The organism is Vibrio sp. 10N.261.55.A7 (assembly GCF_002877365.1).
Lineage (GTDB): Bacteria > Pseudomonadota > Gammaproteobacteria > Enterobacterales > Vibrionaceae > Vibrio.
The window spans coordinates 34,576-60,520 of the sequence record NZ_MCWZ01000304.1 but is presented as its reverse complement, the minus strand read 5'-3'; the positions used below and the strand labels follow the sequence as shown (position 1 = coordinate 60,520).

Below are 25,945 nucleotides of genomic sequence, written 5' to 3'. Positions count from 1 at the left end.
ACCCTCGATCGCGACTCAATTATCTTTACTTGGTTATGAACCCAATGATCGCTTGGTCGTTGAGCATAGTGACCGAGTCATTTCTAATTTTGAAAAACCTTCCTTAGCTCTTCGTAATAGCACAGGCTCGTCAATGCGAATGGCAATTGATGCCGTAGCCAGTAATGAGGCTGATGCTTGCCTAAGCGGCGGTAATACCGGTGCTTTGATGGCACTGTCTCGTTTTCGTCTTAAGCTGCTTCCTGGAATTGAAAGACCAGCATTAATATCGGCCTTGCCCACAGCGCAAGGAAATAAAACCTGGATGTTGGATCTTGGTGCGAATGTGTCGAGCGATGCGGATTCACTTTTCCAATTCGCAGTGATGGGAAGTGCCTTGGCGGAACAATACCTGTCACGACCTGCTAGAGTCGCTATTCTTAATATCGGTGCGGAAGAGATTAAAGGTAACGACCTTGTTAAGCGCTGCTCAGAAATGCTTTCTCAAACCCAATCCGTGAACTTCATCGGCTATATTGAAGGCAATCAACTGTTACACGATGCGGCTGATGTGGTCGTTTGTGATGGATTTGTCGGCAATGTATGCTTAAAAGCGTGCGAAGGAACTGCTCAACTCTTTATTGATAAGCTGAAATCAAGCATGATGACGAGTTCAATAAAAGGATGGATTGCTCGAAAGTTATTTTCAGGTCTATTTGAGGAACTGAAAACATTGAACCCCGACCAGTATAATGGTGCAAGTTTGCTAGGATTGCGCGGCATTGTTATTAAAAGTCATGGAAGTGCCGATGTATCAGCTGTTGTTAACGCGATGGGCGAAGCGGTACATGAGGTCAAGCGACAAGTTCCAAGTCGTATCAGCGATCGCTTAGAGGCGGTTTTACTCGAGAGGCATTATTAGTTTTCATGTATAGCAAAATTTTAGGTACAGGCAGTTACCTGCCGTCTCAAGTGCGTACAAACGCAGATTTAGAGAAAATGGTAGACACAAGCGATGAATGGATCGTAACGCGCACGGGAATTAAAGAGCGTCGTATTGCGGCTGAAAACGAAACCGTCGCTGATATGGCCCATATTGCCGCTGAAAATGCCATCGAGATGGCCGGAATCGACAAGAACGATATTGATTTGATCATTGTCGCGACAACAAGTAGTAGCCATACATTCCCGTCTTCGGCTTGCCAAGTGCAAGGGAAACTTGGAATTAAAGGCTGTCCTGCTTTTGATATTGGCGCTGCATGTTCTGGATTTGTTTATGCGCTGTCTGTCGCGGACCAACACATTAAAACCGGTATGTGCAAGAACGTATTGGTTATTGGCTCTGATGCGCTATCTAAGACATGTGACCCTACGGATCGATCAACGATTATCTTATTTGGTGATGCCGCTGGCGCTGTTGTTGTTGGTGCGAGTGAAGAGCCAGGTATTTTGTCGACTCACATTTATTCGGACGGCAAATTTGGCGAGCTTCTAAGCTTAGAAGTGCCTGAGCGTGGCGGTGATGCAGATAAATGGCTGCACATGGCGGGGAACGAAGTATTTAAAGTTGCGGTCACTCAGTTGTCTAAATTAGTGAAGGACACGCTTGCTGCCAATGATATGCATAAATCGGAGCTAGATTGGTTAGTACCGCATCAGGCTAACTACCGAATTATCTCTGCGACGGCAAAGAAATTATCGATGTCGTTAGATCAAGTCGTTCTTACACTAGACCGACATGGCAATACATCTGCAGCGACAGTGCCGACAGCATTAGATGAAGCCGTTCGAGATGGACGCATTAAACGTGGTCAAATGCTGCTTCTAGAAGCATTTGGTGGCGGGTTTACTTGGGGTTCTGCTCTGGTTAAGTTTTAACCCCTTGAAATAATTTTAGATTAAGGCGCATAGATAGAGTCTATTTTGATTCTTTGTGTGCCTTTTCGCTTTCATAGATATGTTTAAGGAAAATAACATGAGCAAATTTGCTATCGTATTTCCAGGTCAAGGCTCTCAAGCTCTTGGTATGCTTGCCGAACTCGGTGAACAGTATGATGTAGTTAAGCAGACGTTTGCTGAAGCTTCTGAAGTACTGGGTTATGACCTTTGGACCTTAGTTCAAGATGGCCCGGCAGAAGACCTTAATCAGACTTTCCGTACGCAACCTGCGCTTTTAGCATCATCAGTGTCTATCTGGAGAGTTTGGCAAGAGCTCGGTTTGGAGCAACCTGCGAATCTTGCGGGTCATAGTTTAGGTGAGTACTCTGCACTCGTGTGTGCTGGTGCCATCGACTTTAAAGAAGCAATCAAATTAGTTGAACTACGTGGTCAACTGATGCAAGAAGCGGTACCTGCTGGTGTGGGTGCTATGTACGCCATTATTGGTTTAGATGACGAATCGATTGCTAAAGCTTGTGAAGAGGCAGCCCAAGGTGAAGTTGTTTCACCTGTTAACTTTAACTCTCCAGGTCAGGTTGTTATTGCGGGTAATAAAGATGCCGTAGCTCGCGCTGGAGCATTGTGTAAAGAAGCAGGGGCCAAACGAGCACTTCCGTTACCTGTCTCAGTACCATCACACTGCGCTCTAATGCAGCCAGCAGCTGACAAACTGGCTGTCGCCTTGGAAACGATTGAGTTCAACGAACCTACTCTTCCAGTGATCAATAACGTTGATGTTATGGCTGAAAATGATCCAGAGAAAATTAAAGCGGCTTTGGTTCGTCAACTTCACAGCCCAGTTCGTTGGACTGAAGGTGTACAGTTGATGAGCGAGCAAGGCGTTGAAAAACTTTATGAGTTGGGCCCAGGTAAAGTACTGACTGGACTAACCAAACGAATTGTAAAAACACTTAGCGCGGCTGCTGTTAATGATGCTGCTTCACTTGACGCTGTAAAATCTTAATCGCAAGCATTATATAGCTAAGACAAAAAGGAAATTCAAATGATCAATCTAGAAGGCAAGATTGCCCTTGTAACTGGCGCAAGCCGTGGTATCGGCCGTGCAATTGCTGAATTGTTGGTTGAACGCGGTGCAACGGTTATCGGCACAGCTACTAGTGAAAATGGTGCAGCTGCAATCAGTGAGTATTTAGGTGAGAACGGTAAAGGTCTTGCTCTGAACGTGACGGATGTTGACTCAATCGCGGCGACATTGAAGACAATCAATGAAGAGTTTGGTGTTATCGATATTCTAGTGAATAATGCTGGTATTACTCGTGATAACCTACTAATGCGCATGAAAGATGACGAGTGGAACGACATCATTGATACGAACCTGACACCGATTTACCGTATGTCAAAAGCGGTACTACGTGGCATGATGAAGAAGCGTAATGGCCGTATCATCAATGTTGGTTCAGTTGTGGGTACTATGGGTAACGCAGGTCAGGCTAACTACGCAGCAGCGAAAGCGGGTGTTATTGGCTTTACTAAATCCATGGCTCGCGAAGTCGCTTCTCGTGGCATTACTGTTAACACCGTTGCTCCAGGTTTTATCGAAACTGATATGACTAAGGCGCTTAACGAAGACCAACGCGCAGCAACATTGTCGAACGTTCCTGCAGGCCGTCTAGGTGACCCTCGTGAAATCGCTTCAACAGTCGCATTTTTGGCGTCTCCAGAAGCGGCTTACATCACAGGTGAAACTTTGCATGTTAATGGCGGCATGTATATGGTTTAATACCAAAGTTTTCTACACAAGAGCGAGCTTGTTTCCAAATTTGCTCTACAATGTGGAGAATATGATTATATCATGCTCAACATTTGGGCATGATATAAGTCAAAAATGTACTGAATTTCGGTTAAAATCGCTAAAATTGTGGTTTGACCAGCAAGGTCCCCCTTGCAACTTTCAATAGTTTGAATAAACTACGGAAACATCGCATTTAGGCGACATCTGTAAAGGAAAAGAAAAATGAGCAACATTGAAGAACGCGTAAAAAAAATCATCGTTGAACAGCTAGGTGTAGACGAAGCAGAAGTTAAAAACGAAGCATCTTTTGTTGACGATCTAGGTGCAGATTCTCTAGATACAGTTGAGCTAGTAATGGCTCTAGAAGAAGAATTTGATACTGAGATTCCAGACGACGAAGCTGAGAAGATCACTACTGTTCAAGCTGCAATCGACTACGTAAACAGCGCTCAGTAATATCTCTCCCAGGCGGCTTTCTAGCCGCCTGTGTTTTTCTTGTATTTCAACCCCTTTCATAGAACCAATTCAATTCCGGAGAATTATATCGTGTCCAAGCGTCGTGTTGTTGTCACTGGCATGGGTATGCTGTCACCGGTAGGCAACTCTGTAGAATCTTCATGGAAAGCCCTGCTAGCCGGTCAAAGCGGTATCGTGGATATCGATCACTTTGACACTACCAATTTTACTACTCGTTTTGCAGGTCTAGTCAAAGACTTTAACTGCGAAGAGTATATGACGAAAAAAGATGCTCGTAAGATGGATTTATTCATCCAGTACGGCGTCGCAGCAGGAATCCAAGCAATGGATGACTCTGGCCTTCAAATCACTGAGGAAAATGCTCCACGCGTTGGCGTAGCAATAGGTTCAGGTATTGGTGGCTTAGAGCTTATCGAAAAGGGTCACAGCACTCTTATCGAAAAGGGTCCTCGTAAAGTAAGCCCATTTTTTGTTCCATCAACAATCGTCAATATGGTTGCTGGACACTTGTCTATCATGCGTGGCTTACGCGGACCGAACATCGCAATTTCTACAGCTTGTACTACAGGTCTTCATAATATTGGTCATGCTGCACGTATGATCGCTTACGGTGACGCTGAAGCTATGCTAGCTGGTGGATCTGAAAAAGCATCATCAGAGCTTGGTATGGCTGGGTTTGGTGCTGCTAAAGCGCTTTCAACTCGCAATGATGAACCTCAAAAAGCTTCTCGCCCTTGGGATAAAGACCGTGATGGTTTTGTTCTTGGTGATGGTGCGGGCATGGTGGTACTTGAAGAGTATGAACATGCTAAAGCGCGTGGCGCAAAGATTTACGCTGAACTTGTTGGCTTCGGTATGTCTGGTGACGCTTATCACATGACTTCTCCAAGCGAAGATGGTTCTGGTGGCGCACTGGCGATGGAAGCTGCAATGCGTGATGCTGGCATCACTGGTGAGCAGATTGGTTACGTTAATGCTCATGGTACATCAACCCCTGCGGGTGATGTTGCTGAAGTGAAAGGCATTAAGCGTGCTTTAGGTGAAGCAGGATCAAAACAAGTACTCGTCTCTTCAACTAAGTCAATGACTGGCCACCTTCTTGGTGCGGCTGGCTCAGTTGAGGCAATCGTTACAGCGTTGTCATTGGTCGACCAAGTGGTTCCGCCAACCATCAATCTGGATAACCCAGAAGAAGGATTAGGCATTGACCTTGTTCCTCATACTGCTCGAAAAGTAGAGATGGAATATGCGGCATGTAACTCATTTGGTTTTGGTGGCACTAACGGCTGTCTCATCTTCAAAAAGATCTAGATAACCGCAAGCCTGAATTGACTTGTATTAAAACGGCTTAATGCTTAGCATTAAGCCGTTTTGTTTTTTAGGAAATGTATTCCAACTAAGGACAGGTACGTAAGCATGTTTTGGGTAAATGGACATCCTAGTAATCATATTTCTCTCACCGATCGTTCGTTTCAATATGGCGATGGATGTTTTACCACAATACTGACTTGTCGTGGTGAGCCTGTGCAGTGGCCGCTGCATCAAGCTAGAATGGAAAAATGCTTAACAGTATTAGACATCCCTCAGCCAAATTGGAACCAAGTACACGAATGGCTTAGTAAAGCCGCCTCAAATGCCTCAAAGGCAGGCTTACGTCTTAATATAACGCGTGGCGAGGGCGGTCGAGGTTACAGTTCTTCAGGTATCTCTGATACTAACATTGTAATTAGTCACTTTGATTATCCAGAACATTATACTCAGTGGTCACAGTTGGGTATTGAGCTTGGCGTGAGTGAAAAACGTCTTGGAATCAACCCATTACTTGCTGGCCACAAGCACAATAATCGATTAGAGCAAATATTGGCAAAACAGGATATAGATAAGCAGGGGCTTGTCGATGGCTTGGTGCTTGATATCTCGGATCATGTTGTGGAAACGACGATGGCCAATATATTTTGGGCGATAGACGGGAAGTTATATACTTCGTCATTGAGAAATAGTGGTGTCGCTGGAGTGATGCGCCAGCAAGTCATTGAAGAGTTAAAGCTTAAAGCCATTTCGTTAGAGGTTGGAAATTACCCGCTTAGCCATTTGATGAGCGCTGATGAAGTGTTTATCACCAATTCAATTTGTTGCGTTATCCCAGTGAATAAAATTCTAGGTAAAACCTTTGAGGTTGGCGCATTGACACGAGAACTTCAGGAGACATTCAGTTCGTGATTAAAAAGCTATTCATTCTAATTATTTTGGCGGCGGCATTTGTTGTTGGGGCCTTTTACTATGTGTCTGCTCAGGTTGATACCCACTTAGACCAACCTTTGAAAATAGAGGCCCCTCAAGTCATTACTATCAAATCAGGGACAAGTTTTAATGGGGTTTTGAACCAATTTGCTGAGTCCGGTTGGGTTGATGAGAGCCAATACGATCCCCTTATTCATCGTTTGTACCCGGAGTTAACGAAAATACGAGCGGGTACTTTCCTACTCGAACCTGAACTGAGTTTACGAGATAGCTTAGCTTTTCTAATTAAGGGTAAAGAGCATCAGTTCTCGATTACTTTCGTTGAAGGAAGCCGGTTTGATGAATGGCGTGAATCACTGGCTGCCGCAGAGCATCTAGAGCACACTATCGATGACCTGACTGAGGAAGAGATCGCTAATGCGCTAGGCAGTGAACACAAAAAGCTAGAAGGTTTGATGCTAGCTGAAACCTACAATTACACCTTAGGGACAACTGACCTTGATATTTTAAAGCGTGCATATGCCAAACTTAGTGAGACACTAGAGCAAGAATGGCAGAACAAGCAAGCCGATCTTCCACTAAAGTCACCTTATGAAGCCTTAATCTTGGCTTCTATCATAGAGAAAGAAACCGCTGTTGAGTCTGAGAGAGAGCGCGTTTCGTCTGTATTTGTTAACCGTTTAAATAAGCGCATGAGATTACAAACAGATCCAACGGTGATTTATGGCATGGGCGACAGTTACAAAGGGAGAATCGGCAAGAAGGGTTTGCGCACTCCAACGCCTTATAACACATATACGATTCATGGGTTGCCACCGACACCGATAGCGATGCCGGGTAGAGCTTCGATTGTTGCTGCTCTAAATCCAGAAGATGGACAGTACCTGTACTTTGTCGCCAGTGGCAAAGGCGGGCACGTTTTTTCTAAGAATTTGAGAGATCACAATAGGGCGGTTCAGGCCTATTTAAAAGAGATAAGAAGTCAAAAATGAAGTCAGGTAAATTTATAGTTGTTGAAGGCCTAGAAGGCGCAGGTAAAAGTACCGCGATCAATGCCATTCTAGAGACGCTGCACGACGCTGGTGTATCTAACATTGCTCAAACGCGCGAGCCTGGCGGAACAGTACTGGCTGAGAAGATGCGAGCGTTAGTCAAAGAAGAACATTCAGGTGAAGAGCTTCAGGATATGACTGAGCTACTTCTCATGTACGCAGCTCGAGTTCAGTTAGTCGAGAATGTCATCAAGCCCGCACTTACCGACGGTTCTTGGGTCGTAGGAGACCGGCATGATATGTCCTCGCAAGCTTATCAGGGTGGTGGTAGACAGATACCTTCTGAAACCATGAAAGCATTGAAAGAGACGACGCTATCCGGATTTAAGCCTGACTTTACACTCTATCTGGATCTTGACCCAAGAGTGGGTTTAGAGCGTGCAAGAGGTCGAGGTGAGCTCGATAGAATTGAGAAGATGAATATTGAATTCTTCGATAGAACACGCGAAAAATATCTGCAGCTTGCGAATGAAGATTCGACGGTCGCGATCATTAATGCAGAGCAAGAGATTGAGCTTGTTGCATTAGAGATTAAGAACGCACTCACTACTTGGCTAAACGAGAACCTATAGTATGGCTGAGCTTTACCCTTGGTTAGAGAGTACATGGCGGCTTTGGCAGCGTAATCTTGCTAACGATACCTTTACCAACTCGACGTTATTAAATACGCGAGATGGGCTGGGTACTGAACGTTTAGTTCAAGCATTCAGCAAGGCGCTAATGTGCAGTAACGATAAGTCTGAAGCTTGTGGTTTCTGCCATAGCTGTAGCTTGATGCAATCTTCTAATCACCCTGATGTTCATATTATCTCACCAGAAAAGCAAGGTAAGAGCATCTCGGTTGAACAGATTAGGCAGTGCAATAAGCTCGCTCAGGAGTCATCACAGCTATCGGGTTATCGTCTATTTGTTATCGAACCTGCCGAAGCGATGAATGAATCTGCCGCTAACGCGCTTCTAAAAACACTAGAGTCTCCCGCTGAGCAATGTGTGTTCTTACTTGTTACACAAAGAAGAGAGCTGCTATTGCCCACAATAGTCAGCCGTTGTCAGCAGTGGGAAATCAGTGCACCTAGCTCTGTAGAGGCGTCGGATTGGGTAAGCCAGAGAGTAAACCAACCTGTCTCTCACTATATAGCACAGTTAAATGATAACGCGCCACTCAAGCTTCAAGCGTTTATCGATGAAGGCAAGTTGTCAGTCTATAAGCAAGTTGAAGCATCAATGGTGTCGTTTGTGAGAGGTGATGAGAATTTTATAGGCTTAGCCAGCACTCTTAGTGATAACCCGGATGAAAAGTTGCAATGGCTATGGTTTCTACTGTGTGGTGCCCAAAAAGCGCACTTTGACATTACCGAAGATTCAATCAGTCCCGCTACAAAACAACTCGTTGAACATATGAGCTATGATTTACTGTACAAGCAAAGTAATAAGCTTACTTCACTGATTACCCAACTCAGGACCTTTCCTGGCCTTAATGCAGAATTGCTGATTTCAGACTGGCTAATTAAATTTAATGAGGAAATATGTTTGTAGATTCTCACTGTCACTTAGACAAACTCGATTACACAGAATGCCACACTGGGATTGATGACGTGCTTGATAAAGCAAGGGAAGCCAATGTGACCCAACTGCTTTCTGTCGGTGTCACGCTAGATTCGTTCCCAAAGATGATTGAAATGATCACGCCTTACGATCACGTGAAAGCATCTTGCGGTGTCCACCCACTCGACGTAGAAAGTGAGTTTGCTCTAGACATACTTCATGAGTATGCGCGGCATCAAAAGGTCGTCGCCATTGGTGAAACGGGCTTGGATTATCACTATAAGCCTGAAACGGCTGAGTTACAGAAGCTGAGGTTTTCTCAACAGGTCGACCTTGCCGTGGATCTAAATAAGCCGCTTATTATCCATACTCGTAATGCTCGTGAAGATACGCTAGCCATTTTAAAAGAAGGAAATGCTCATAAGTGCGGTGGTGTTATTCACTGTTTTACTGAAGACTTAGCGTTTGCCGAAGCGGCGATGGATCTCGGGTTTTATATCTCTATTTCTGGCATCGTGACATTTCGTCAAGCGAACGAGCTTAAAGAGGTGGTGAGATCTTTACCCCTAGAACGATTGCTGATTGAAACCGATTCTCCTTATCTTGCACCGGTTCCGCACCGTGGAAAAGAGAATCAACCAGCCTATGTTGTCGAGGTCGCCGCGTATATTGCGCAACTTAAAGGCCTGAGTTTAAGTGAGGTTGGACAAAAAACGACCAAAAACTACACGGATCTTTTTTTGCGATAGAATGTGTTAACTGGATAAAAAAAGAGCATTGGCTCTTTTTTTTTGTGTCAGAAGTGATGCGAAGCATGAAAAAATCATTGTTTACTAAATATGTTGAAAATTTTGGCGGAAAAGCTAATTATGTAATTTTGTTACATGAAATAACAATTAGGTGGATTTTATTTACGTCGTAAAATTAATGCTGTTTTTATTTTAATTAAATAATAACAATGGTTTACAACCTAAATGCAGGTTGTTACACACCGTTTTTGACTGTGATCTATCTAGTGTTTTGAAACTAAATTTCGTTACTGTCTAGAAAACATGAGAGGCATCAATATATATTTAGAGCCGAAAAATATAATGCAATACGTGGTTACATTTTCGTTGGGTGCTAACATCAAAGCTACGGGGGTATGCCGTTAACGCCCAGAAAAATCTAATAATTAATTCAGGAGCACAATTATGTTTAATAACCTTTTTGCTAACTTGCAAAAAGTCGGCAAATCTCTGATGCTGCCAGTATCAGTATTGCCGGTTGCAGGTATCCTTCTTGGGGTGGGCGCTGCCAATCTAGGTTTCATTCCAGATATTGTTTCAAACTTAATGGAACAAGCTGGTGGTTCGGTATTTGGTCAAATGGCACTACTTTTTGCAGTAGGTGTTGCACTTGGCTTTACAAATAATGACGGTGTAGCTGGTTTAGCTGCGATCGTTGGCTACGGCATTATGACAGCAACGCTGAGCGTTATGGCTGGCATTATGGGCGTAGAGAGCATCGATACGGGTGTTTTAGGCGGTATTCTTGTTGGTGGTGTGGCTGCATGGGCATTCAACCGCTTCTTCAAACTACAGCTTCCTGAGTACTTAGGCTTCTTCGCTGGTAAGCGTGCTGTACCAATCATTACTGGTTTTGCTGCTATTGGTCTAGGTGTTGTACTTTCAATCGTATGGCCACCAATTGGTTCGGCTATCGGTTCATTCTCTCACTGGGCTGCCGATCAAAACCCACAAGTAGCATTCGGTATCTACGGTATTGTTGAGCGTTCTCTAATCCCATTTGGTCTTCACCATGTATGGAACGTACCATTCTTCTTCGAAGCGGGTAGCTGTGTAAATGCTGCGGGCGAAACGCAAAATGGCGTACTGACTTGTTACCTAGTTGCTGATGAAGCATCTCGTGCTGCTGGTAATGGCTTCGGTCAGCTAGCGGGTGGTTACATGTTTAAGATGTTTGGTCTTCCAGCAGCAGCAATCGCTATTGCTCACTCTGCGAAGCCAGAGAATCGCGCAAAAGTTATGGGTATCATGGCTTCTGCGGCTCTAACTTCTTTCCTTACTGGTATTACAGAGCCAATCGAATTCTCTTTCTTATTCGTTGCTCCTGTACTTTATGCAATCCACGCGCTTCTAGCGGGTTCTGCATTCTTCCTAACTAACACGTTTGGAATTGTACACGGTACTTCGTTCTCACACGGTTTGATTGACTTTACTGTATTGTCTGGCAACGCACAGAACATGATGTTGATGGTTGGTCTAGGTCTTGTTTACGCTGTTATCTACTACGTGGTATTCCGCGCAGTGATTAAAGCGATGGATCTTAAGACTCCAGGTCGTGAAGATGAAGCGGATGACGTTGCATCAGTAGCAACAGGTTCTGAGCTTGCTGGTGAATTAGTTTCAGCATTTGGCGGTAAAGCAAACATCACTGGTTTAGACGCTTGTATTACACGTCTACGTGTATCAGTGGCTGATACTGAAGCTGTAGACCAAGATCAACTGAAGAAGCTAGGTGCAGCAGGTGTCGTTGTCGTATCTGGTGGTGTTCAAGCTATCTTCGGTACAAAATCTGATAACCTGAAAACGGATATGGATGAGTGGATTCGCAACAACGCGTAATCACTGCCAAAACTGTTTAATAGGATAATAATGATAAGGGGGCTTCGGCCTCCTTTTTTGATCAAGCTTTTTGACGTGTTCTTACTTCTGTTTACTTTCTGCTGACAACCTTAATCGAATAAAAAATAGAATGCAGGCAGAATTTTTTGGAGAATACGATGAAAAAGCTTATCCCTTTATTTGCTACTCTTGCTTCCTTTTCAGCACTCTCTGAAGAGCCTTCGAGCGCCACCAATCTTTCTGTCGGTATGGCGGTTGATCAGCAGCTGAGCGTGGTGGTTGAGCTAGACAGTCAGTATCGATTCACTGTTGGTAACAAAGGGGCAGCGTTTGATTACATTATTGAACGCGGTCGTTTTGATACAGAGATGCCGCTATCGTGGTATGTCGGTGCTGGTGCATGGGGAGAATGGGAGCATGACTTTGGTGCGCGAGTGCCACTAGGCTTAAAAGTTGACTTGCCCAAAGGTTGGGACATGTACGCTCAAGTGCACCCGGAATTGAATCTCTACAAAAAGCTACACCTTCAAATTGGCGCGGCTGTAGGTATTAAGTACTCATTCTAAAACGGTACAGTAACAACAAAAAAGCCAGCGCAATGCTGGCTTTTTTATGATAAACGGTAGAACTATTATTGCTTATTCATCGCTCTACGAATGCAGTAGATGGCTCCACCCCATGTAATACCAAGTCCTAAAACCATCATGATGATTGCGCTAGTTGTCATAATTAAGCTTCCTTCTTGCTCGTTAGGTTGATGATCACACCACCTACGAATAGTAATGCCAGTAAACCCCAACCAAGCATGAGTAGGTCTGATTGAGCGTAACCACCGTAGCCTTCAGCCAGTGTTGTTTTCAGTGTGTTAAAAACAATCACGGCTAGTATCGCAGGGCTGATAAAGCGTAAGCAGATCTCAAACCAACGGCCGACTTCAAAGTCAGATACTTTATTCACGTAGCTACGAACATTAGAAATTTTGAATACCCAAACCATAAGTAGCAGCTCAACAAAACAGCTGACAACAATACCAATGTTATTGGTAAAGTAATCGACCAAGTCGAGAAGCAGTAGGCCGCCATTTGTTGCAAATGCTAAAGAGACAATTGCGCCGACACCACAAACAATGGTTGCCGCTTTTTTACGGCCCCATTTTAGCTTGTCGATAATTGCTGACGTCACCGCTTCAATGATTGAGATATGTGAACTTAGACCTGCGATGGTCAGTGCTAAGAACAGAAGTGGGCCTAAGATGTATGGCGCTGGTAATTCGTTGATAGCAGCTGGTAGTGTAACAAACGCAAGACCGACACCCGCAGAAACAACATCTGTCAGCTCTTTACCTTGTTCATGTGCCATGTAACCAAGTATCGAGAAGATCATAATACCGGCTAGAATTGAGAAACCACAGTTAATCAATACAGTCATGAACGCATTGTTGTTGATGTCTGACTTTTCAGGTAAGTAGCTTGAGTAGGCAAGCATGATGGCAAAGCCAATACTTAAGGTGAAGAATATTTGTCCGTACGCGGCTGCCCAAACTTTTAGATCCCAAATCTTGCTAAAGTCAGGTTCAAAGAGATAGTTCACACCGTTTAGAGCGCCAGGTAGGAAAATCATACGACCAATCAGCAGAATGACCATAAAGAAAAGCACGGGCATCATGATTTTGGCCGCGCGTTCGATACCGGATTTAACTCCGCCAACAATCGCAGCGTAAGTCACTGCCCAAGCAATAAGCATGGCACCCGCTATCTTCCACTGAATAGAGCCAAGGCTAGACGGTGAGTTATCACCAAGCTTTAGGTATTCACTAAAGAAGTAAGCATTGGTATCGGCTCCCCAGCTTTGATTGAATGACATACCTAAATACGAAATTGACCAGCCAATGACCGCAACATAATACACAGCAATCGAGGCCGCAATACCCACTTGGAACCAGCCAAGCCACTCGAATTTACTACTGATCTTGGATAGTGAGATAGGTGCAGAGCCGCGATTGCGTTGGCCCATACTGAATTCCATGATCATGAATGGAATACCGGCTGTCAGCATTGCAAACAGGTAAGGAATGAAAAAGGCGCCGCCGCCATTTTCGTATGCCATGTAAGGGAAACGCCAAATGTTTCCTAGTCCGATTGCAGAACCAACTGCCGCTAGAATGAATCCAGCGCGTGATCCCCATTGTTCTCGCTTCATAATTAACTCCTTCTTACAACTCTCTGAGGAATGAAGCTTTTCTTAGGTTTTTTGGGCGAATAATAGGAAAGATAGGCGTGGCCGACTAAATTCGGCTTCTTGGGCTGCGTTATCATCCGTGATATTGCGAAAATTTAGATTTTAAATCTAGTTAACTTAAGAAAACTCAGAATATTGTTCTGCTTATTTTAAATTGTGTTTGCGTAAACTGAAATAAATCACTACGCAGTGTTCGGGAGATTACCGATTTAACTATTGAAGTGCAATATTATTGGTTTGTCGAAAGTTACAGTAAAAGCAGCAATAATGTTGATGTGAGTAGCAATAATTGGCTGTATATGTTGATTATTATAATTATGCTGGGTTGTTAAACTGGTTTTTAATGTTTAGGTGGACTATAAAACTTTTTGATCTTTTAGAGCGTATGACTGAATTTTCGTCAATGACTAGCATTATATTGGTTTTCGGTCGTTCAGATTAGAAGCGTACAACCAGGCCTACATTTGCCGAAAATTGATTCATCCAGTCGGTTTTGAAGCGAATCACACATGATTCTGAAGAGGGGAGGTTACAAACGCCTGTCGTTTCATTATCGACGACGGTACCAAGCCAGCGGAGTTGGCTGTTAAGTGCCACTGCATCATTAATTTGATATTCGAGACCCCCAAATATACTGGCTGAAAAGCCATACTTGTTGTCTGCCCAATTCACATCAACGTGAGACCCCCCAAGGCCAACACCGACATACGCCTGAAATTTATCTTCAACCGGATAGTAGACACTACTTTGTAAATGTAGATACCGAATGGTGCTCTTTTCGTTGAGCTTTTCTATCTTGCTATCTTGTTGCCCGTAGAAGAATCCGATCCTGCCTTTATCAAGCGTTGCCTCCAGAGTGAGAGCGTAGCTTTCAGAGCCTTTAAGGTCATACTCGACGTCGTTTTGATCAACAACAGCGCCACCACCTGTATAGCCAATCCAAGGGGAGAGGTAAATATCAGCGTAGCTTGGTGCAGCGGTGATCAAAGTAACCAATGCAGTTAAGATTATTTTCGGCTTCATAATGAGTGACCCTGTCGAATATGCATTCATCAAGTGTGAGACTAACAGCATAATTGTGCACGAAAAATACGCATAATTTGAAGATGCTTCACACTGCTGTTATTACTTTAATACAGACAAGGAGGAATCTATGGAACAAGATCTAAAGTACGCGCTCTTAATTGTGACCACCGTTGTTGCTATTTTGGCTATTTTTGGAGTTGTCGTCATCACTCACTAGTGGGGTGTCTCTATGAGAAATTGTGGTTTAGTCACCAATCTATCAAGCCAAGTTGATAGGCATCGTCTCTCTCAGTACATATTCGGAAAGCACGCACTCGTTGCGCAAGGTGGTGGACAACGGAGTATTTTTACTGCCGGCGTTCTAGATGCTTTTCTCGCGAAACAATTTGACCCCTTTGATGAATTTTATGGTACCTCTGCAGGTGCATTAAATTTATGCGCGTTTCTTTGTCGCCAGTCTGGCTTAGGCCATTCCTTCCTCATCGACCTGACCACCGATGACCGCTTCTTCCATCTTTTCCATTACATTCGCCGCAAGCAATACCTCGGTATTGAATGGGCGCTAGACACCATTTGTCGCCCGCCTTACAAGTTAGATATTGATATGGGAAGAAGAGTGCTAGGGCAAAGAAAAGCCTTTGCGGCGGTGACTCATGGTTCGACATTACACGATCACTATTTACCTCTTTTGGAAGAAGACTGGTACAAGGTGATGGTCGCAACTTGTGCCATTCCACGCTTGTATCCCTCTGACGTTGAGATTGATGGGCAAGGGTATGTGGATGGTGGCGTTTCAGCGGCCATTCCAGTTCAACAGGCATGGCGAAATGAAGCTCGCTGCATTGTTGTCATTCGAACCGAGGGCGCAGATATTGAAACGGAAGTGGATGCGCAAAATATACCGAGTGATGTGGAGTGGTACCGGGAGTCTCTGAATACGATTCAAGAGCAGTGGCAAGAGAAATTAGGTCAGTGGAAACTGGACTGGAATGGTTTCTTCCAGCAACAAGTCGTGAAATCGAAACAACAGAAATTGGGTCATCAACATTTGGAGTCGATTAATGGTGGGCGTTGGTTATTTGGTGCCGATGACATTTATCGATTAAGTCACCTCATTGGCGACAAGTTTGACTCTGGTTTGGCTGATATGTTGATGGCGCATTACCAGACATACTCATTAACGCAAGATTTCCTACATCATCCGCCAGATGACTGTTTTATCGTTCAAATTAAGCCAGACAGCCCACTGAAATCTAAGTCTTTAATGAGTGATAAAGACGATCTTCTTCATGATTATCAGTTAGGGCTTGATGCTGGTGAGCAGTTCATTCGAACGTACTCCAGCGTAAAAAGCGAAGCAGTTGGTCAGAGAGGCTCGCTAAATGAGCCTCCCTATTCTGAGGTGGATGAGCTATAAACGCTCTTTTTTGGCTGCTTTTTAGGTCACGGGTAAGATTCTTAAGCAGTTGGTTGAGCCTGCGACATCCATAATATCGCCCTGAGTCATAATGAGGATGTCACCAAACTCGACTAGTTTCCTCTCCTTTAGAGAGTTCAGAGCATCAATGGCGATATCTACCCCTGTTTCTTTTGATGTATCAAAATAGAGTGGGGTAACGCCACGATAGAGGCTGCATCGATTAAGTGTCCCCTCATTTCTGGAAAGTGCAAAAATAGGGAGTCCGGAGTTTAATCGCGACATCATCAACGCAGTTCGCCCTGATTCGGTTAGGGCAATCATGCCTTTAATGCCTTCCATATGGTTAGCCGAGTATATCGTGGCCATAGAGATGGTTTCTTCTGCGGTCGCAAAAGTTCGATCAATACGATAGCTGGAGGTGTTTTCGAGGGCTTTTTTTTCCGCACCAACACAGACTTCAGCCATCGATTTCACGGTTTCTACTGGGTAAGACCCTGCGGCGGTTTCACCCGATAGCATGACCGCATCAGTGCCATCTAATACTGCATTCGCAACATCCATCACTTCTGCACGGGTTGGCATAGGGGCGTTGATCATTGATTCCATCATTTGTGTGGCTGTTATGACGGTGCGGTTAAGCGCCCTAGCACGCTGTATAAGCTGTTTTTGTACTCCAACCAGTTCTGGGTCACCTATTTCTACACCAAGGTCTCCACGTGCGACCATGACGGTATCTGATGCCATTATAATGTCATCAATGTTCTCTACGGTGGCGACAGTTTCAGCACGTTCAACTTTAGCGACTAAGTTGGCTTCTAACCCAGCATCTCTTGCCAGTCGTCTCGCGTATTTCATGTCTTCCCCATTTCTTGGGAAAGAGACCGCGAGGTAATCCACTTTTAACTCTGCCGCGAGAAGTATGTCTTTCTTGTCTTTTTCGGTGAGAGCATCAGCTGAGAGTCCGCCACCTTTTTTGTTGATCCCTTTATTGTTTGATAGCGGACCACCGATAACAACGGTTGTGTGAACCTTGTTCCCGTCAACGGCGACCACTTTGAGTTGTACGCGACCATCGTCAAGAAGCAAAATATCATTCGGTACGACGTCTTCAGGGAGCTCTTTGTAATCAAGGCCCACCGACTCTTTGTCTCCTTCACCCAAGCCTAGGTCACTGTCTAGAGTAAAACGGTCGCCTTCTTCGAGTGTCACTTTGCCTTCTTTGAACGTTGAAACTCGGATTTTTGGCCCTTGCAAGTCACCGAGTACAGCAATATGAATTCCGAGCTTGGCGGCGATTGCTCTAACCTGAGCTGCTCGATTTTTATGATCTTCTGCTGTACCATGCGAAAAATTCATGCGGACAACGTTTGCACCTGCTTTTATTATCTCGAGTAAGTTGTCATCTTTATCTGTGGAAGGGCCAAGGGTTGTAACGATCTTTGTTCTTCGTGTCGCTGGGGTCATCCTGTTCTCCTAAATTACACTTAGCTACTTAAGTATATGCGGTGTTTGCAATTTGGCTGACTTATCATTCCTATTCCGTGTCATACCAACAATTACTTCGCGGAGTTAAAAAAGTGCTGAATGATAAATCCGTAACAATTCGACATATTCCGCAAAGATGAATCTTTCTACGTGATACCTGTCACGGCAAACTATCAAAGCACTTCACAATTACTTCGCAAAGTAAAAAAATTAATATGTTGTTGAATTTTGGAGTACATCATGTACATGGCCCAACCCGGTCACATTGATCATATTAAGCAAGTCAATGCTGGTCGAGTCTATAAACTCATAGACCAGAAAGGTCCTATATCTCGAATCGATCTTTCGAAAGAGAGTGCGCTTGCACCTGCAAGTATTACTAAAATTACTCGTGAGTTAATAGAGTCACATCTTATTCATGAAACCACCGTGCAAGAGTCGACCAGCCGAGGAAGACCTGCTGTCGGTTTACAAGTGAATAATCAAGGTTGGCAATTCCTATCTATGCGTCTAGGGCGAGGTTACTTGACCATTGCTTTGCACGAACTAGGTGGTGATGTTCTCATTGATACCAAAATTGATATTCATGAACTGGATCAGGACGATGTGCTTGCTCGACTGCTCCATGAGATAGACGAGTTTTTCCAAACCTATTCTGAGCAGCTCGATAGGGTCACCAGTATTGCGATTACGCTACCTGGCTTGGTGAACTCTGAAGATGGTATCGTGTTGCAAATGCCTCACTATAATGTGAAGGATTTGGCGTTAGGCCCTGAGATCTATAAAGCAACAGGACTGCCGGTTTTCGTGGCGAATGATACACGTGCTTGGGCACTCGCTGAAAAACTGTTTGGTCATTCTCAAGACAACGATAACTCTGTTTTGATTTCCATTCACCATGGCTTAGGCGCAGGGATTATCTTGGATGGCCGAGTGCTACAAGGTCGTCACGGTAACATTGGTGAGTTGGGGCATATTCAAATCGACCCGAATGGCAAACAGTGTCATTGCGGCAACCGTGGGTGTCTTGAAACCGTAGCAAGCTCTCAAGCGATTCGAGAAGAAGTGGTTCGACGTATCGAAAATGGTGAAGAATCCTCTCTGAGCTCGCTAGAAGAAATGACAATTGAGTCAATATGTTCTGCTGCGGCGAATGGCGATCCTCTTGCCGTTGATGTGATTGAAAAACTCGGCCGTTATTTAGGGGCGGCGATTGCCATTGTGATTAACCTATTTAATCCAGAAAAAATCCTCATCGGTGGCGTGATCAATCAGGCGAAAGATGTCTTGTACCCTCAGATTTCAAACTGCATTAAAGAGCAAAGCTTACCGGTGTATCATCATGATCTCGAGCTCGTAGAATCACGATTTTACAAGCAAGCGACGATGCCCGGCGCAGCGTTGGTGAAACAAGCCCTTTTTGATGGCCTGCTATTGATGAAAGTTATTGAAGGCTAATACGCGCTATGTAACGCATTAAGAAGAACCCACGTGACAAGTCTGTTATGTGGGTTTATTTTTTGTCTAAGCCTCTTACTATGGACTATGTTATTTATAGGCCACCAATCCCGAGAGATTCTATGTCCGGAGTTCTAAATTCAGTTGACCAAAGAACAAACCTTGTCGGTGAGAACCGTCTTGAGTTGCTGTTGTTCAGCTTAAATAGCCGTCAGATTTTTGCTATTAACGTGTTTAAGGTTAAAGAAGTACTTAAGGTCCCTGTATTGACAAAAATGCCGGGCTCTCACTACAACATTACGGGCGTTGCTTCCCTAAGGGGAGAGTCGGTTCCTGTCATTGATCTTCGCAGTGCGATTGGTTTTCCACCCGTTCGAGGTGAAGCAGAAGAGCAAAACTTGATCATCACTGAATATAACCGCTCGACACAGGGGTTCTTAGTTGGTCAGGTTAGAAACATTATCAACACGGCATGGACAGAGATTCAGCCACCACCCAAAACAGCGGGTAGGGCGAATTACCTGACGGCAATTACGCATATTAAAGAAGAAGACCAATCGCATATCGTTGAAATTATTGATGTTGAGAAGGTGTTGGCTGAAATCATTGATTATGATGTTTCTATTTCGGAAGGGGTTCTGGACGAAGATTTGTCAACACAGATGATTGGTCGCAACGTTCTTATTGTTGATGACTCCTCGACAGCAAGAAACCAGGTTAAAGGCACGCTCTCTCAGCTTGGGCTGAACATCATTGAGTGTAGCGATGGCCTTGAAGCCCTTAATTTACTGAAGTCGTGGTGTGATGAAGGGAAAGACATCAATTCCGAGTTGTTGTTGATGATAACCGATGCGGAAATGCCTGAAATGGATGGCTATAAATTGACGTTTGAGGTTCGCAATGACCCACGAATGAAAGATTTGTATATCACATTGAATACTTCCCTAAGTGGAAACTTTAATGAAGCCATGGTTGAGAAAGTGGGATGCGATCGATTTATTTCTAAATTTCAGCCAGACCTTTTAGTTCAAGTCGCGCAAGACAGATTGCGCTCTTTACTGTCTAGCTGATTTGTAGTGGCAGTGAATGATGTTGAGAACATAAAGTGATGTGTAGAATAGGGAGTTCGCTCCCTATTTTTGTGTCTAAAAGGCGTTGATTGCTAGGGTCTGTTGATCTTTCGTGGTTAAGTTTTGTTCGAGATAAAATCGTTTTAGGCGAGGCAATGAGTGTGTAGCCTAGTCATTCTAAGCAAATACTCATTAACAAAGGATAAAACGATTTTAGCCGAACCCTTCGGGCAGCGTTTGTGGCTTATTTCTACCGCGTTATCGGCTTCTTATGTAGCACATTACACCTCAAAGCCTCTGCCTTGTATAAATTAACCACAAACTGCTGCAAAAATCAGCTCGAAAGTTCAACAGATCCTAATGAAAATCTCGAGATTTCGTCTCTAAGCGCTCTAAATGATCGGTTAAATCAATTAGCCGTCCGGCAATAATATGGGTGACCTCTCCCTCACGCTCTAATATCCCTTTGACCATTAACACTTTTGACGTCAGGTAGGCTTGTTTTTGAGCTCTTGCTGTTGCCTGCCAAACCACGACGTTAATGTTGCCGGTGTCATCTTCTAGAGTGAAGAAAGTGACGCCAGCCGCCGTGCCTGGAGACTGTCTCCCCGTGACGACACCCACTACCGTGACCATTGATTGGTGGGCTTTTGTTCGCAGCTCTCTCTGCCGAGTAAAGGTTCCAAGCCAGTTGGCATTATCAAGTAGGGTGATGGGGTGTTGGGTAAGAGAAAGCCCTGTGGAGGTGTAATCTTCAGCGAGGGTTTGCATGGCACTTGGGCCTGATAGTGGTTTTTCATTGAGCTCATCCATATTCTGAAATAACGGTAAGTCAGTGATTGAGTTCATCATGCTCCAACGAGTCTGGTAGCGATTATGGGCAAACTCATGCATGGCATCGGCTGAGGCCAATCGTTCTAGGTCTTTTTTGTTGAGACCGATATGCTGAAGTTGATGGGTATGTTGATAGCCGGTTGCTGGCCTTGCTTTCAGCAATTGCATCATTCCGTCATGGCTTGCGCCCTTTATCTGCCGTAAACCAAGACGAATCGCGAGCCCTGAGTCGCAGTGAACAACCTGATGTTGGTAATCAGAATAGTTGACGCACACTGGTAATATCCTGATGTTATGCCGCTTAGCGTCTTGCACCAGCTGAGCTGAGCTGTAGAAACCCATGGGTAAACTGTTCAGTAATGACGTATAAAATGCTTCTGGATAGTAGTATTTAAGCCATGCGGAACAATAGGCTAAGACCGCAAATGAGGCGGAATGACTTTCCGGGAACCCATACTCACCGAAGCCGCAAATTTGATCAAAGATACGCTCGGCAAACTCTCTCTCGTAGCCGCGAGAAAGCATGCCATCGATGAGCTTGTGCTTAAATTTGATTAAGTCTCCGCTCTTTTTCCAGGAGGCCATTGCTCGGCGAAGCTGATCGGCTTCACCACCACTAAAGCCTGCCGCAACCATGGCTAACTTGATCACTTGCTCTTGGAAAATAGGCACGCCCATGGTGCGAGAAAGAACGGCTTCTACCTCTGTTGAGGGGTAGGATACGGGGTCGATCCCATCCCGCCGCTTTAAGAATGGATGCACCATGTCTCCCTGAATCGGGCCAGGGCGTACAATCGCAATTTGAATCACTAGATCGTAATAACATTTGGGCTTAAGCCGCGGCAGCATACTCATCTGTGCACGTGATTCAATTTGAAAAACGCCAATCGTGTCGGCTTGTTGAATCATACGATAAACATCTGGGTCGTCGGCCCCTCGGGTGATATCGGCAATGCTCAAAGTACGGCCATGATGCTGCTCTACCAACGAGAAGCATTTACGAATCGCGGTCAGCATGCCTAAGGCCAAAACATCCACTTTCAATAGGCCCAGACTTTCTAAGTCGTCTTTGTCCCACTGAATGACCGTGCGATCTTCCATCGCAGCATTCTCAACAGGGACCAGTTCATACAAAGGGCCAGAAGAGATAACAAATCCCCCGACATGTTGAGAAAGGTGGCGAGGAAAGCCGATGATCTCATTGACGAGTGAGATAAACTGCTCACCTTTGAGAGAGTCAGGTTTCAAGCCCAACTCAACTAACTGAGCTTGCCAACCTAACTGCCTATCACGACGATTCACATTCTTGATGAAAAAATCGAGTTGAGTTTCATTGATCCCCAGTGTTTTACCGACATCCCTAAGTGCACTTTTAAAGCGGTAGGAAATAACAGAAGCGGCAAGGGCTGCGCGTTCACGCCCATACTTCTTATAGATGTATTGAATGACCTCTTCTCGCCGTTCGTGCTCAAAGTCGACATCAATATCGGGTGGTTCATTGCGCTCTTTACTGATGAAACGCTCGAACAAGACAGAGACTTGTCTTGGATCCACGGAGGTTATCTCTAGGCAGTAACAAACGACGGAATTCGCCGCAGAGCCACGGCCTTGATAGAGAATACGTTGCCTTTTCGCAAACATCACAATGTCATGAATGGTGAGAAAGAAGAAGGCGTAATCAAGTTGCTCGATAAGTATCAGCTCTTTTTCTATAGTTTGAGCGATATCGTTAGGCACGCCATTAGGAAAGCGGCGTTTCTTGCCTTGTTCTGTAAGATGACGCAGATAGCTAATGGGTGTGAGTTGGTCAGGAATGAGTTCGCTAGGGTATTCGTATCGTAGTGAATCTAGCTGAAAATCACACCGCTCGGCAATGTGATGGCTCTCTGCGATCCACTGTGGTTGAAACAGCTTTGCAATTTTCTCTTGACTGCGAAGCGCGGTTTCAGCATTGGTTAACATGTGTTGACCAATGGCATCTAATGTTTTGCCGTGTTTAATCGCAGTGAGTGTGTGCTGAAGGGGGAGTCGGGTTGCGTTATGCATGAGTACACCACCGCAGGCAGTAATAGGCAGATGAAACTCTGTGGCGAGAGTTTCACAGTGCGCGATGTACTCTTTATCATTGGACTTGAGGTGACGTTGAAGTCCTAACCACAATCGATGCGAGTGATGCTGGCTTAACCAGTTTCCCCAATGATGATCCGTTTTTCTGTGGCAAGGGAGCCAGAGTATAAGACAATGCTGCACAGACATAATATCCCATTCAGAGAGTTGATATTCTCCCTTGCTCGCCCGTCTTCTGGCATTGGTAATGATTCGGCACAACTCTGCGTAAGCTTCTCTACTTGGGCAAAGCAGCACTAATTGGCAATCGGCATTTAACCAAAACATGCTGCCGATGATTTGCTGAATGGCCAGTTGGTGGTCTTTGATGGCCGTATGGGCTCTGACTACGCCCGCAACCGAGCACTCATCGGTGATTGCAATGGCTTGATAGCGTAAAAAATCAGCCTGAATCACAAGCTCTTCAGCATGTGAAGCGCCCGTTAGAAAAGAGAAATTGCTCTGACAAAAAAGCTCTGCGTATCTCATCGCACGACTCGGCTAACTGAATTGGCCATGTGAATACCAACGTTTTTGTTGATCGCGAAAGACCCATATCCAGCGTCCTTCATTACTGCGGGCTATGAAGTAATCTCGGGCCATGTCATCGCCATCCCACCATCCTGTTACGATACGCTCTGGCCCATTGATGATAGAGACTTTCTCGGTCAGCGGCTGTGGGGTTGGAAACATCAACGACGGTCGAAGCCTTGGCTCTGTGTTGTGGCTGATCCGCTTTGTTTCGGTGTATTTCCCTGACTTGTATTGGCTCGGATTGTAGAGCAGGGTAGACTTTTCAGGTCTTGGATCATCGGTTTTAGACATTTTACATACCCTCTCTTTTCCTAATTTCGCTTGCAGTAAAGAGAGCAGCTCTGGTTCTGTCTGTTGGCCTTTGGTGCCACAGAAAATATCTTGGGTCGTGCTTTGACGCTCTCCACCCCGAGCAATGCTCAGTGTGATGCCATGAATTGGCGCGTTGAGTGTGATTGACTCCAAAGACAATCGACACAATGTTGTCCATTTGCTTTCTAGGTAATCGCCCGCTGCGGAAGTAAACATGATCGCTTGGTCATCATGATCACGGAGGTGAAGCGTTAGACGCAGTTCATACGCGACCTGATTACGTAGTGTTAAAAACAGCTCTAACTGCCTGAGGAGCTTCATCAGTGGTTTTTCTAACCACTGTACGTTATCTATATCAAACAGTAGCTCTAGGTAGCTCCTGAAGGATTCTGGGGGGTGATACAAGATCACTGGGTGTTTAAATTGCCCAAGCAAGCGCCCCACGTAGTTGACCAAATCAATATTAAACCGCTTGGCGAGCTCTTGCATCGGCAGAGCAAGCAGCTCTTGGAATGTGTTAATGCCAATACGACTGAGTTGCTCTACCTGCTTTTGATCAAGCTCACTGATACTGAGAGGAAGTAAGTGGATTTCAGAAAGTATCGACTCTTTGCTGCTAAAAATCCTGTTTTTCGCCGATTTTGCCAGTAACATCGCTGAATAAGGAGAGAGTCCCGTTGAAAATTGATAGCGAAGGTTGAGCTTGTCAAGATGCTGATGTGTGGCTTGCCAATAACACTCTAAGTTTTGATAAAGAGAGAGCATATTGGTGATTTTGAGCAGGATCCCTTGAGGAGGATAAAGCGTAATATCTGAGGTTTTTAAGTAGAGCCACTGCGCAATGTTGGTTAAGGTCTGCTGTTCAGTGTGATCATCATAAGCGTGCACCTGCAAGTTGGAGCACAGAGCCGCGGCGCTACCCAGACCCATCCCAAATTTGATGCCGTGTTCTTCGGCTTTTGAGTTGAGTTGCACGATCTGGTGCTTCTTCGTGTCGACGATAACCAAAGGCAGATCGGCGTGCTGGGAAAAAAGCGCGTCTAATTGGAGGTTTGGGAAATGTAAATAGAGCCAGATCTGCACGGTTTATCCCTGTTTGAGCATTGGGAATGGGACGACAACCTGAGAGTCTTGTTCAAGGGTAAGGCTTGGCCATAAATGACTCATCATCAGTACAAAATTTCCTTGAGGCCAACCGCCTTTTCGCTTGGTAATGGCAACTTCAACGCCATGTCGATGCGGAGACAACGTCATGCTGAGGCTCACTGGCAGTGAAAATTGCCTTTGTTGCTGTTGTCGAAAGATAAACTGCAAGCAATCGCCTTCTTCGCTTGCAACTTGTAGCCGCCTTGCTTGATGCACTTCTAGCTCGGATTGCCACAGAAATACGTGGTTGCACACACCACTTTTTAGGCACTGCTCGGCCGCCCATAAGGCGTGTTGCGTTGTTTGAGGATAGATGACGACGATATTTTTTTGATCAACGTCTTCAGAGGCGAGCTGTTCTGCACATAAGTAGCCTGGAGGTTGGATAAAAACCGACAACTTGTTTGCGTCAGATTGCCTAATATGTGGAAACATCAGGCGAAGCTCGCCAATGCCGCTGAGCGATTGAATCTCAACCACGCCGTGTTTTGGGTAACCGCCCTCCAGCTTTTGATCTAGGATATCGAACCCCGTAGAACGGAATTCACCAAGAGTGGGAGTATGGGATCCTTGCCATAGTAGCTGGTTGCTTTTTAATCTTTCAATCAATTCGTGCATATCAGGTCACACACAATAAATAACTGTACATATATACAGTATATATCATGCAAACTTTGCAGCAATAAAAAGATCGATCTTCTGCT

Annotated in this window: 24 protein-coding genes; 17 read left to right on the top strand and 7 right to left on the bottom strand. The window is 44.9% G+C overall.

What is annotated here, in order from left to right; all coding sequences use genetic code 11:
* The 13 genes from plsX to BCU12_RS17955 form a co-directional block, all read left to right on the top strand.
* A partial coding sequence (gene plsX, locus BCU12_RS18015) for a phosphate acyltransferase PlsX (protein ID WP_102405631.1) occupies positions 1-901 on the top strand: 901 nt, incomplete at its 5' end.
* 5 nt (positions 902-906) lie between these two features.
* Entirely contained in the window at positions 907-1,857 is a 951-nt protein-coding gene (locus tag BCU12_RS18010) for a beta-ketoacyl-ACP synthase III (RefSeq protein WP_102405630.1), read from the top strand.
* A 97-nt stretch (positions 1,858-1,954) separates the two neighbouring features.
* Complete coding sequence (gene fabD / locus BCU12_RS18005; RefSeq protein ID WP_102405629.1) at positions 1,955-2,881, top strand: ACP S-malonyltransferase; 927 nt, start codon at positions 1,955-1,957, stop codon at positions 2,879-2,881.
* A 39-nt stretch (positions 2,882-2,920) separates the two neighbouring features.
* Positions 2,921-3,658 (top strand): 3-oxoacyl-ACP reductase FabG, encoded by a 738-nt coding sequence (gene fabG / locus BCU12_RS18000; protein ID WP_102405628.1) that lies wholly within the window; start codon positions 2,921-2,923, stop codon positions 3,656-3,658.
* Positions 3,659-3,892: 234 nt separating this feature from the next.
* Positions 3,893-4,126, top strand: a complete 234-nt coding sequence (gene acpP / locus BCU12_RS17995) for an acyl carrier protein (protein ID WP_005595964.1) — start codon at positions 3,893-3,895, stop codon at positions 4,124-4,126.
* Between the two features lie 90 nt (positions 4,127-4,216).
* Positions 4,217-5,458 (top strand): beta-ketoacyl-ACP synthase II, encoded by a 1,242-nt coding sequence (fabF, locus tag BCU12_RS17990; protein ID WP_102405627.1) that lies wholly within the window; start codon positions 4,217-4,219, stop codon positions 5,456-5,458.
* Between the two features lie 105 nt (positions 5,459-5,563).
* A complete protein-coding gene (gene pabC, locus BCU12_RS17985) occupies positions 5,564-6,367 on the top strand; it encodes an aminodeoxychorismate lyase (RefSeq protein ID WP_102405626.1) in 804 nt (267 codons plus the stop codon).
* Positions 6,364-7,380, top strand: coding sequence for an endolytic transglycosylase MltG (gene mltG, locus BCU12_RS17980; protein WP_102405625.1), 1,017 nt, complete (start codon positions 6,364-6,366; stop codon positions 7,378-7,380). Before pabC ends, mltG begins: the two co-directional genes overlap by 4 nt.
* Positions 7,377-8,012: a dTMP kinase gene (gene tmk, locus BCU12_RS17975; protein ID WP_102405624.1), complete on the top strand. Its 636-nt coding sequence runs from the start codon at positions 7,377-7,379 to the stop codon at positions 8,010-8,012. Before mltG ends, tmk begins: the two co-directional genes overlap by 4 nt.
* Before the next feature lies 1 nt (position 8,013).
* Positions 8,014-8,976 carry a DNA polymerase III subunit delta' gene (gene holB, locus BCU12_RS17970; protein WP_102405623.1) on the top strand — a complete coding sequence of 321 codons (963 nt, stop codon included), beginning with the start codon at positions 8,014-8,016 and terminating at the stop codon, positions 8,974-8,976.
* A complete protein-coding gene (locus tag BCU12_RS17965) occupies positions 8,967-9,734 on the top strand; it encodes a YchF/TatD family DNA exonuclease (protein ID WP_102405622.1) in 768 nt (255 codons plus the stop codon). Before holB ends, BCU12_RS17965 begins: the two co-directional genes overlap by 10 nt.
* Positions 9,735-10,178: 444 nt before the next feature.
* Complete coding sequence (ptsG, locus tag BCU12_RS17960; protein ID WP_102405621.1) at positions 10,179-11,612, top strand: PTS glucose transporter subunit IIBC; 1,434 nt, start codon at positions 10,179-10,181, stop codon at positions 11,610-11,612.
* A 158-nt stretch (positions 11,613-11,770) separates the two neighbouring features.
* Positions 11,771-12,178, top strand: coding sequence for a hypothetical protein (locus BCU12_RS17955; protein ID WP_102405620.1), 408 nt, complete (start codon positions 11,771-11,773; stop codon positions 12,176-12,178).
* Positions 12,179-12,243: 65 nt separating this feature from the next.
* Here the strand turns inward: BCU12_RS17955 and BCU12_RS23080 are convergent, their stop codons facing one another.
* The 3 genes from BCU12_RS23080 to BCU12_RS17945 form a co-directional block, all read right to left on the bottom strand.
* Positions 12,244-12,339 carry a MetS family NSS transporter small subunit gene (locus BCU12_RS23080; RefSeq protein ID WP_017034046.1) on the bottom strand — a complete coding sequence of 32 codons (96 nt, stop codon included), beginning with the start codon at positions 12,337-12,339 and terminating at the stop codon, positions 12,244-12,246.
* Between the two features lie 2 nt (positions 12,340-12,341).
* Positions 12,342-13,811 carry a sodium-dependent transporter gene (locus BCU12_RS17950; RefSeq protein WP_102405619.1) on the bottom strand — a complete coding sequence of 490 codons (1,470 nt, stop codon included), beginning with the start codon at positions 13,809-13,811 and terminating at the stop codon, positions 12,342-12,344.
* Between the two features lie 477 nt (positions 13,812-14,288).
* Positions 14,289-14,873: an outer membrane beta-barrel protein gene (locus BCU12_RS17945; protein ID WP_102405618.1), complete on the bottom strand. Its 585-nt coding sequence runs from the start codon at positions 14,871-14,873 to the stop codon at positions 14,289-14,291.
* A gap of 130 nt (positions 14,874-15,003) precedes the next feature.
* Here BCU12_RS17945 and BCU12_RS17940 point away from each other — a divergent pair, with 130 nt between their 5' ends.
* Together BCU12_RS17940 and BCU12_RS17935 are read left to right on the top strand one after the other, a co-directional pair.
* Positions 15,004-15,093: a YnhF family membrane protein gene (locus BCU12_RS17940; RefSeq protein ID WP_102405617.1), complete on the top strand. Its 90-nt coding sequence runs from the start codon at positions 15,004-15,006 to the stop codon at positions 15,091-15,093.
* 12 nt (positions 15,094-15,105) lie between these two features.
* Positions 15,106-16,293, top strand: a complete 1,188-nt coding sequence (locus tag BCU12_RS17935; protein WP_102405616.1) for a patatin-like phospholipase family protein — start codon at positions 15,106-15,108, stop codon at positions 16,291-16,293.
* A 21-nt stretch (positions 16,294-16,314) separates the two neighbouring features.
* On the opposite strand, the gene pyk is transcribed toward BCU12_RS17935, so the two are convergent.
* Complete coding sequence (gene pyk, locus BCU12_RS17930; RefSeq protein WP_102405615.1) at positions 16,315-17,760, bottom strand: pyruvate kinase; 1,446 nt, start codon at positions 17,758-17,760, stop codon at positions 16,315-16,317.
* A 261-nt stretch (positions 17,761-18,021) separates the two neighbouring features.
* On the opposite strand from pyk, the gene BCU12_RS17925 reads away from it, so the two are divergent.
* Both BCU12_RS17925 and BCU12_RS17920 read left to right on the top strand, forming a co-directional pair.
* On the top strand, positions 18,022-19,239 hold the full coding sequence (locus BCU12_RS17925) for an ROK family protein (RefSeq protein WP_102405614.1): 1,218 nt from the start codon (positions 18,022-18,024) through the stop codon (positions 19,237-19,239).
* 122 nt (positions 19,240-19,361) lie between these two features.
* Positions 19,362-20,309 carry a chemotaxis protein CheV gene (locus tag BCU12_RS17920; protein WP_102405613.1) on the top strand — a complete coding sequence of 316 codons (948 nt, stop codon included), beginning with the start codon at positions 19,362-19,364 and terminating at the stop codon, positions 20,307-20,309.
* Positions 20,310-20,666: 357 nt separating this feature from the next.
* Here BCU12_RS17920 and BCU12_RS17910 read toward each other — a convergent pair whose 3' ends face one another.
* The 3 genes from BCU12_RS17910 to imuA are packed head-to-tail and all read right to left on the bottom strand — an operon-like array spanning position 20,667 to position 25,859.
* The gene (locus tag BCU12_RS17910) at positions 20,667-23,738 is read right to left on the bottom strand and encodes an error-prone DNA polymerase (RefSeq protein WP_102405612.1); all 3,072 of its coding nucleotides are present in this window, start codon (positions 23,736-23,738) and stop codon (positions 20,667-20,669) included.
* 12 nt (positions 23,739-23,750) lie between these two features.
* Positions 23,751-25,178, bottom strand: a complete 1,428-nt coding sequence (locus BCU12_RS17905) for a DNA polymerase Y family protein (protein WP_102405611.1) — start codon at positions 25,176-25,178, stop codon at positions 23,751-23,753.
* A 3-nt stretch (positions 25,179-25,181) separates the two neighbouring features.
* On the bottom strand, positions 25,182-25,859 hold the full coding sequence (gene imuA, locus BCU12_RS17900) for a translesion DNA synthesis-associated protein ImuA (protein ID WP_102405610.1): 678 nt from the start codon (positions 25,857-25,859) through the stop codon (positions 25,182-25,184).
* Positions 25,860-25,945: the final 86 nt, after the last annotated feature.

Coding starts and splice junctions, on each gene's coding strand:
- imuA (WP_102405610.1), bottom strand. CDS start 25,859: ATGCACGAATTGATTGAAAGATTAAAAAGCAACCAGCTACTATGGCAA.
- BCU12_RS23080 (WP_017034046.1), bottom strand. CDS start 12,339: ATGACAACTAGCGCAATCATCATGATGGTTTTAGGACTTGGTATTACA.
- BCU12_RS17965 (WP_102405622.1), top strand. CDS start 8,967: ATGTTTGTAGATTCTCACTGTCACTTAGACAAACTCGATTACACAGAA.
- fabD (WP_102405629.1), top strand. CDS start 1,955: ATGAGCAAATTTGCTATCGTATTTCCAGGTCAAGGCTCTCAAGCTCTT.
- pabC (WP_102405626.1), top strand. CDS start 5,564: ATGTTTTGGGTAAATGGACATCCTAGTAATCATATTTCTCTCACCGAT.
- BCU12_RS17940 (WP_102405617.1), top strand. CDS start 15,004: ATGGAACAAGATCTAAAGTACGCGCTCTTAATTGTGACCACCGTTGTT.
- BCU12_RS17925 (WP_102405614.1), top strand. CDS start 18,022: ATGTACATGGCCCAACCCGGTCACATTGATCATATTAAGCAAGTCAAT.
- acpP (WP_005595964.1), top strand. CDS start 3,893: ATGAGCAACATTGAAGAACGCGTAAAAAAAATCATCGTTGAACAGCTA.
- tmk (WP_102405624.1), top strand. CDS start 7,377: ATGAAGTCAGGTAAATTTATAGTTGTTGAAGGCCTAGAAGGCGCAGGT.
- BCU12_RS17910 (WP_102405612.1), bottom strand. CDS start 23,738: ATGAGATACGCAGAGCTTTTTTGTCAGAGCAATTTCTCTTTTCTAACG.
- BCU12_RS17955 (WP_102405620.1), top strand. CDS start 11,771: ATGAAAAAGCTTATCCCTTTATTTGCTACTCTTGCTTCCTTTTCAGCA.
- BCU12_RS17945 (WP_102405618.1), bottom strand. CDS start 14,873: ATGAAGCCGAAAATAATCTTAACTGCATTGGTTACTTTGATCACCGCT.
- BCU12_RS17935 (WP_102405616.1), top strand. CDS start 15,106: ATGAGAAATTGTGGTTTAGTCACCAATCTATCAAGCCAAGTTGATAGG.
- ptsG (WP_102405621.1), top strand. CDS start 10,179: ATGTTTAATAACCTTTTTGCTAACTTGCAAAAAGTCGGCAAATCTCTG.
- BCU12_RS18010 (WP_102405630.1), top strand. CDS start 907: ATGTATAGCAAAATTTTAGGTACAGGCAGTTACCTGCCGTCTCAAGTG.
- pyk (WP_102405615.1), bottom strand. CDS start 17,760: ATGACCCCAGCGACACGAAGAACAAAGATCGTTACAACCCTTGGCCCT.
- BCU12_RS17950 (WP_102405619.1), bottom strand. CDS start 13,811: ATGAAGCGAGAACAATGGGGATCACGCGCTGGATTCATTCTAGCGGCA.
- fabG (WP_102405628.1), top strand. CDS start 2,921: ATGATCAATCTAGAAGGCAAGATTGCCCTTGTAACTGGCGCAAGCCGT.
- holB (WP_102405623.1), top strand. CDS start 8,014: ATGGCTGAGCTTTACCCTTGGTTAGAGAGTACATGGCGGCTTTGGCAG.
- BCU12_RS17920 (WP_102405613.1), top strand. CDS start 19,362: ATGTCCGGAGTTCTAAATTCAGTTGACCAAAGAACAAACCTTGTCGGT.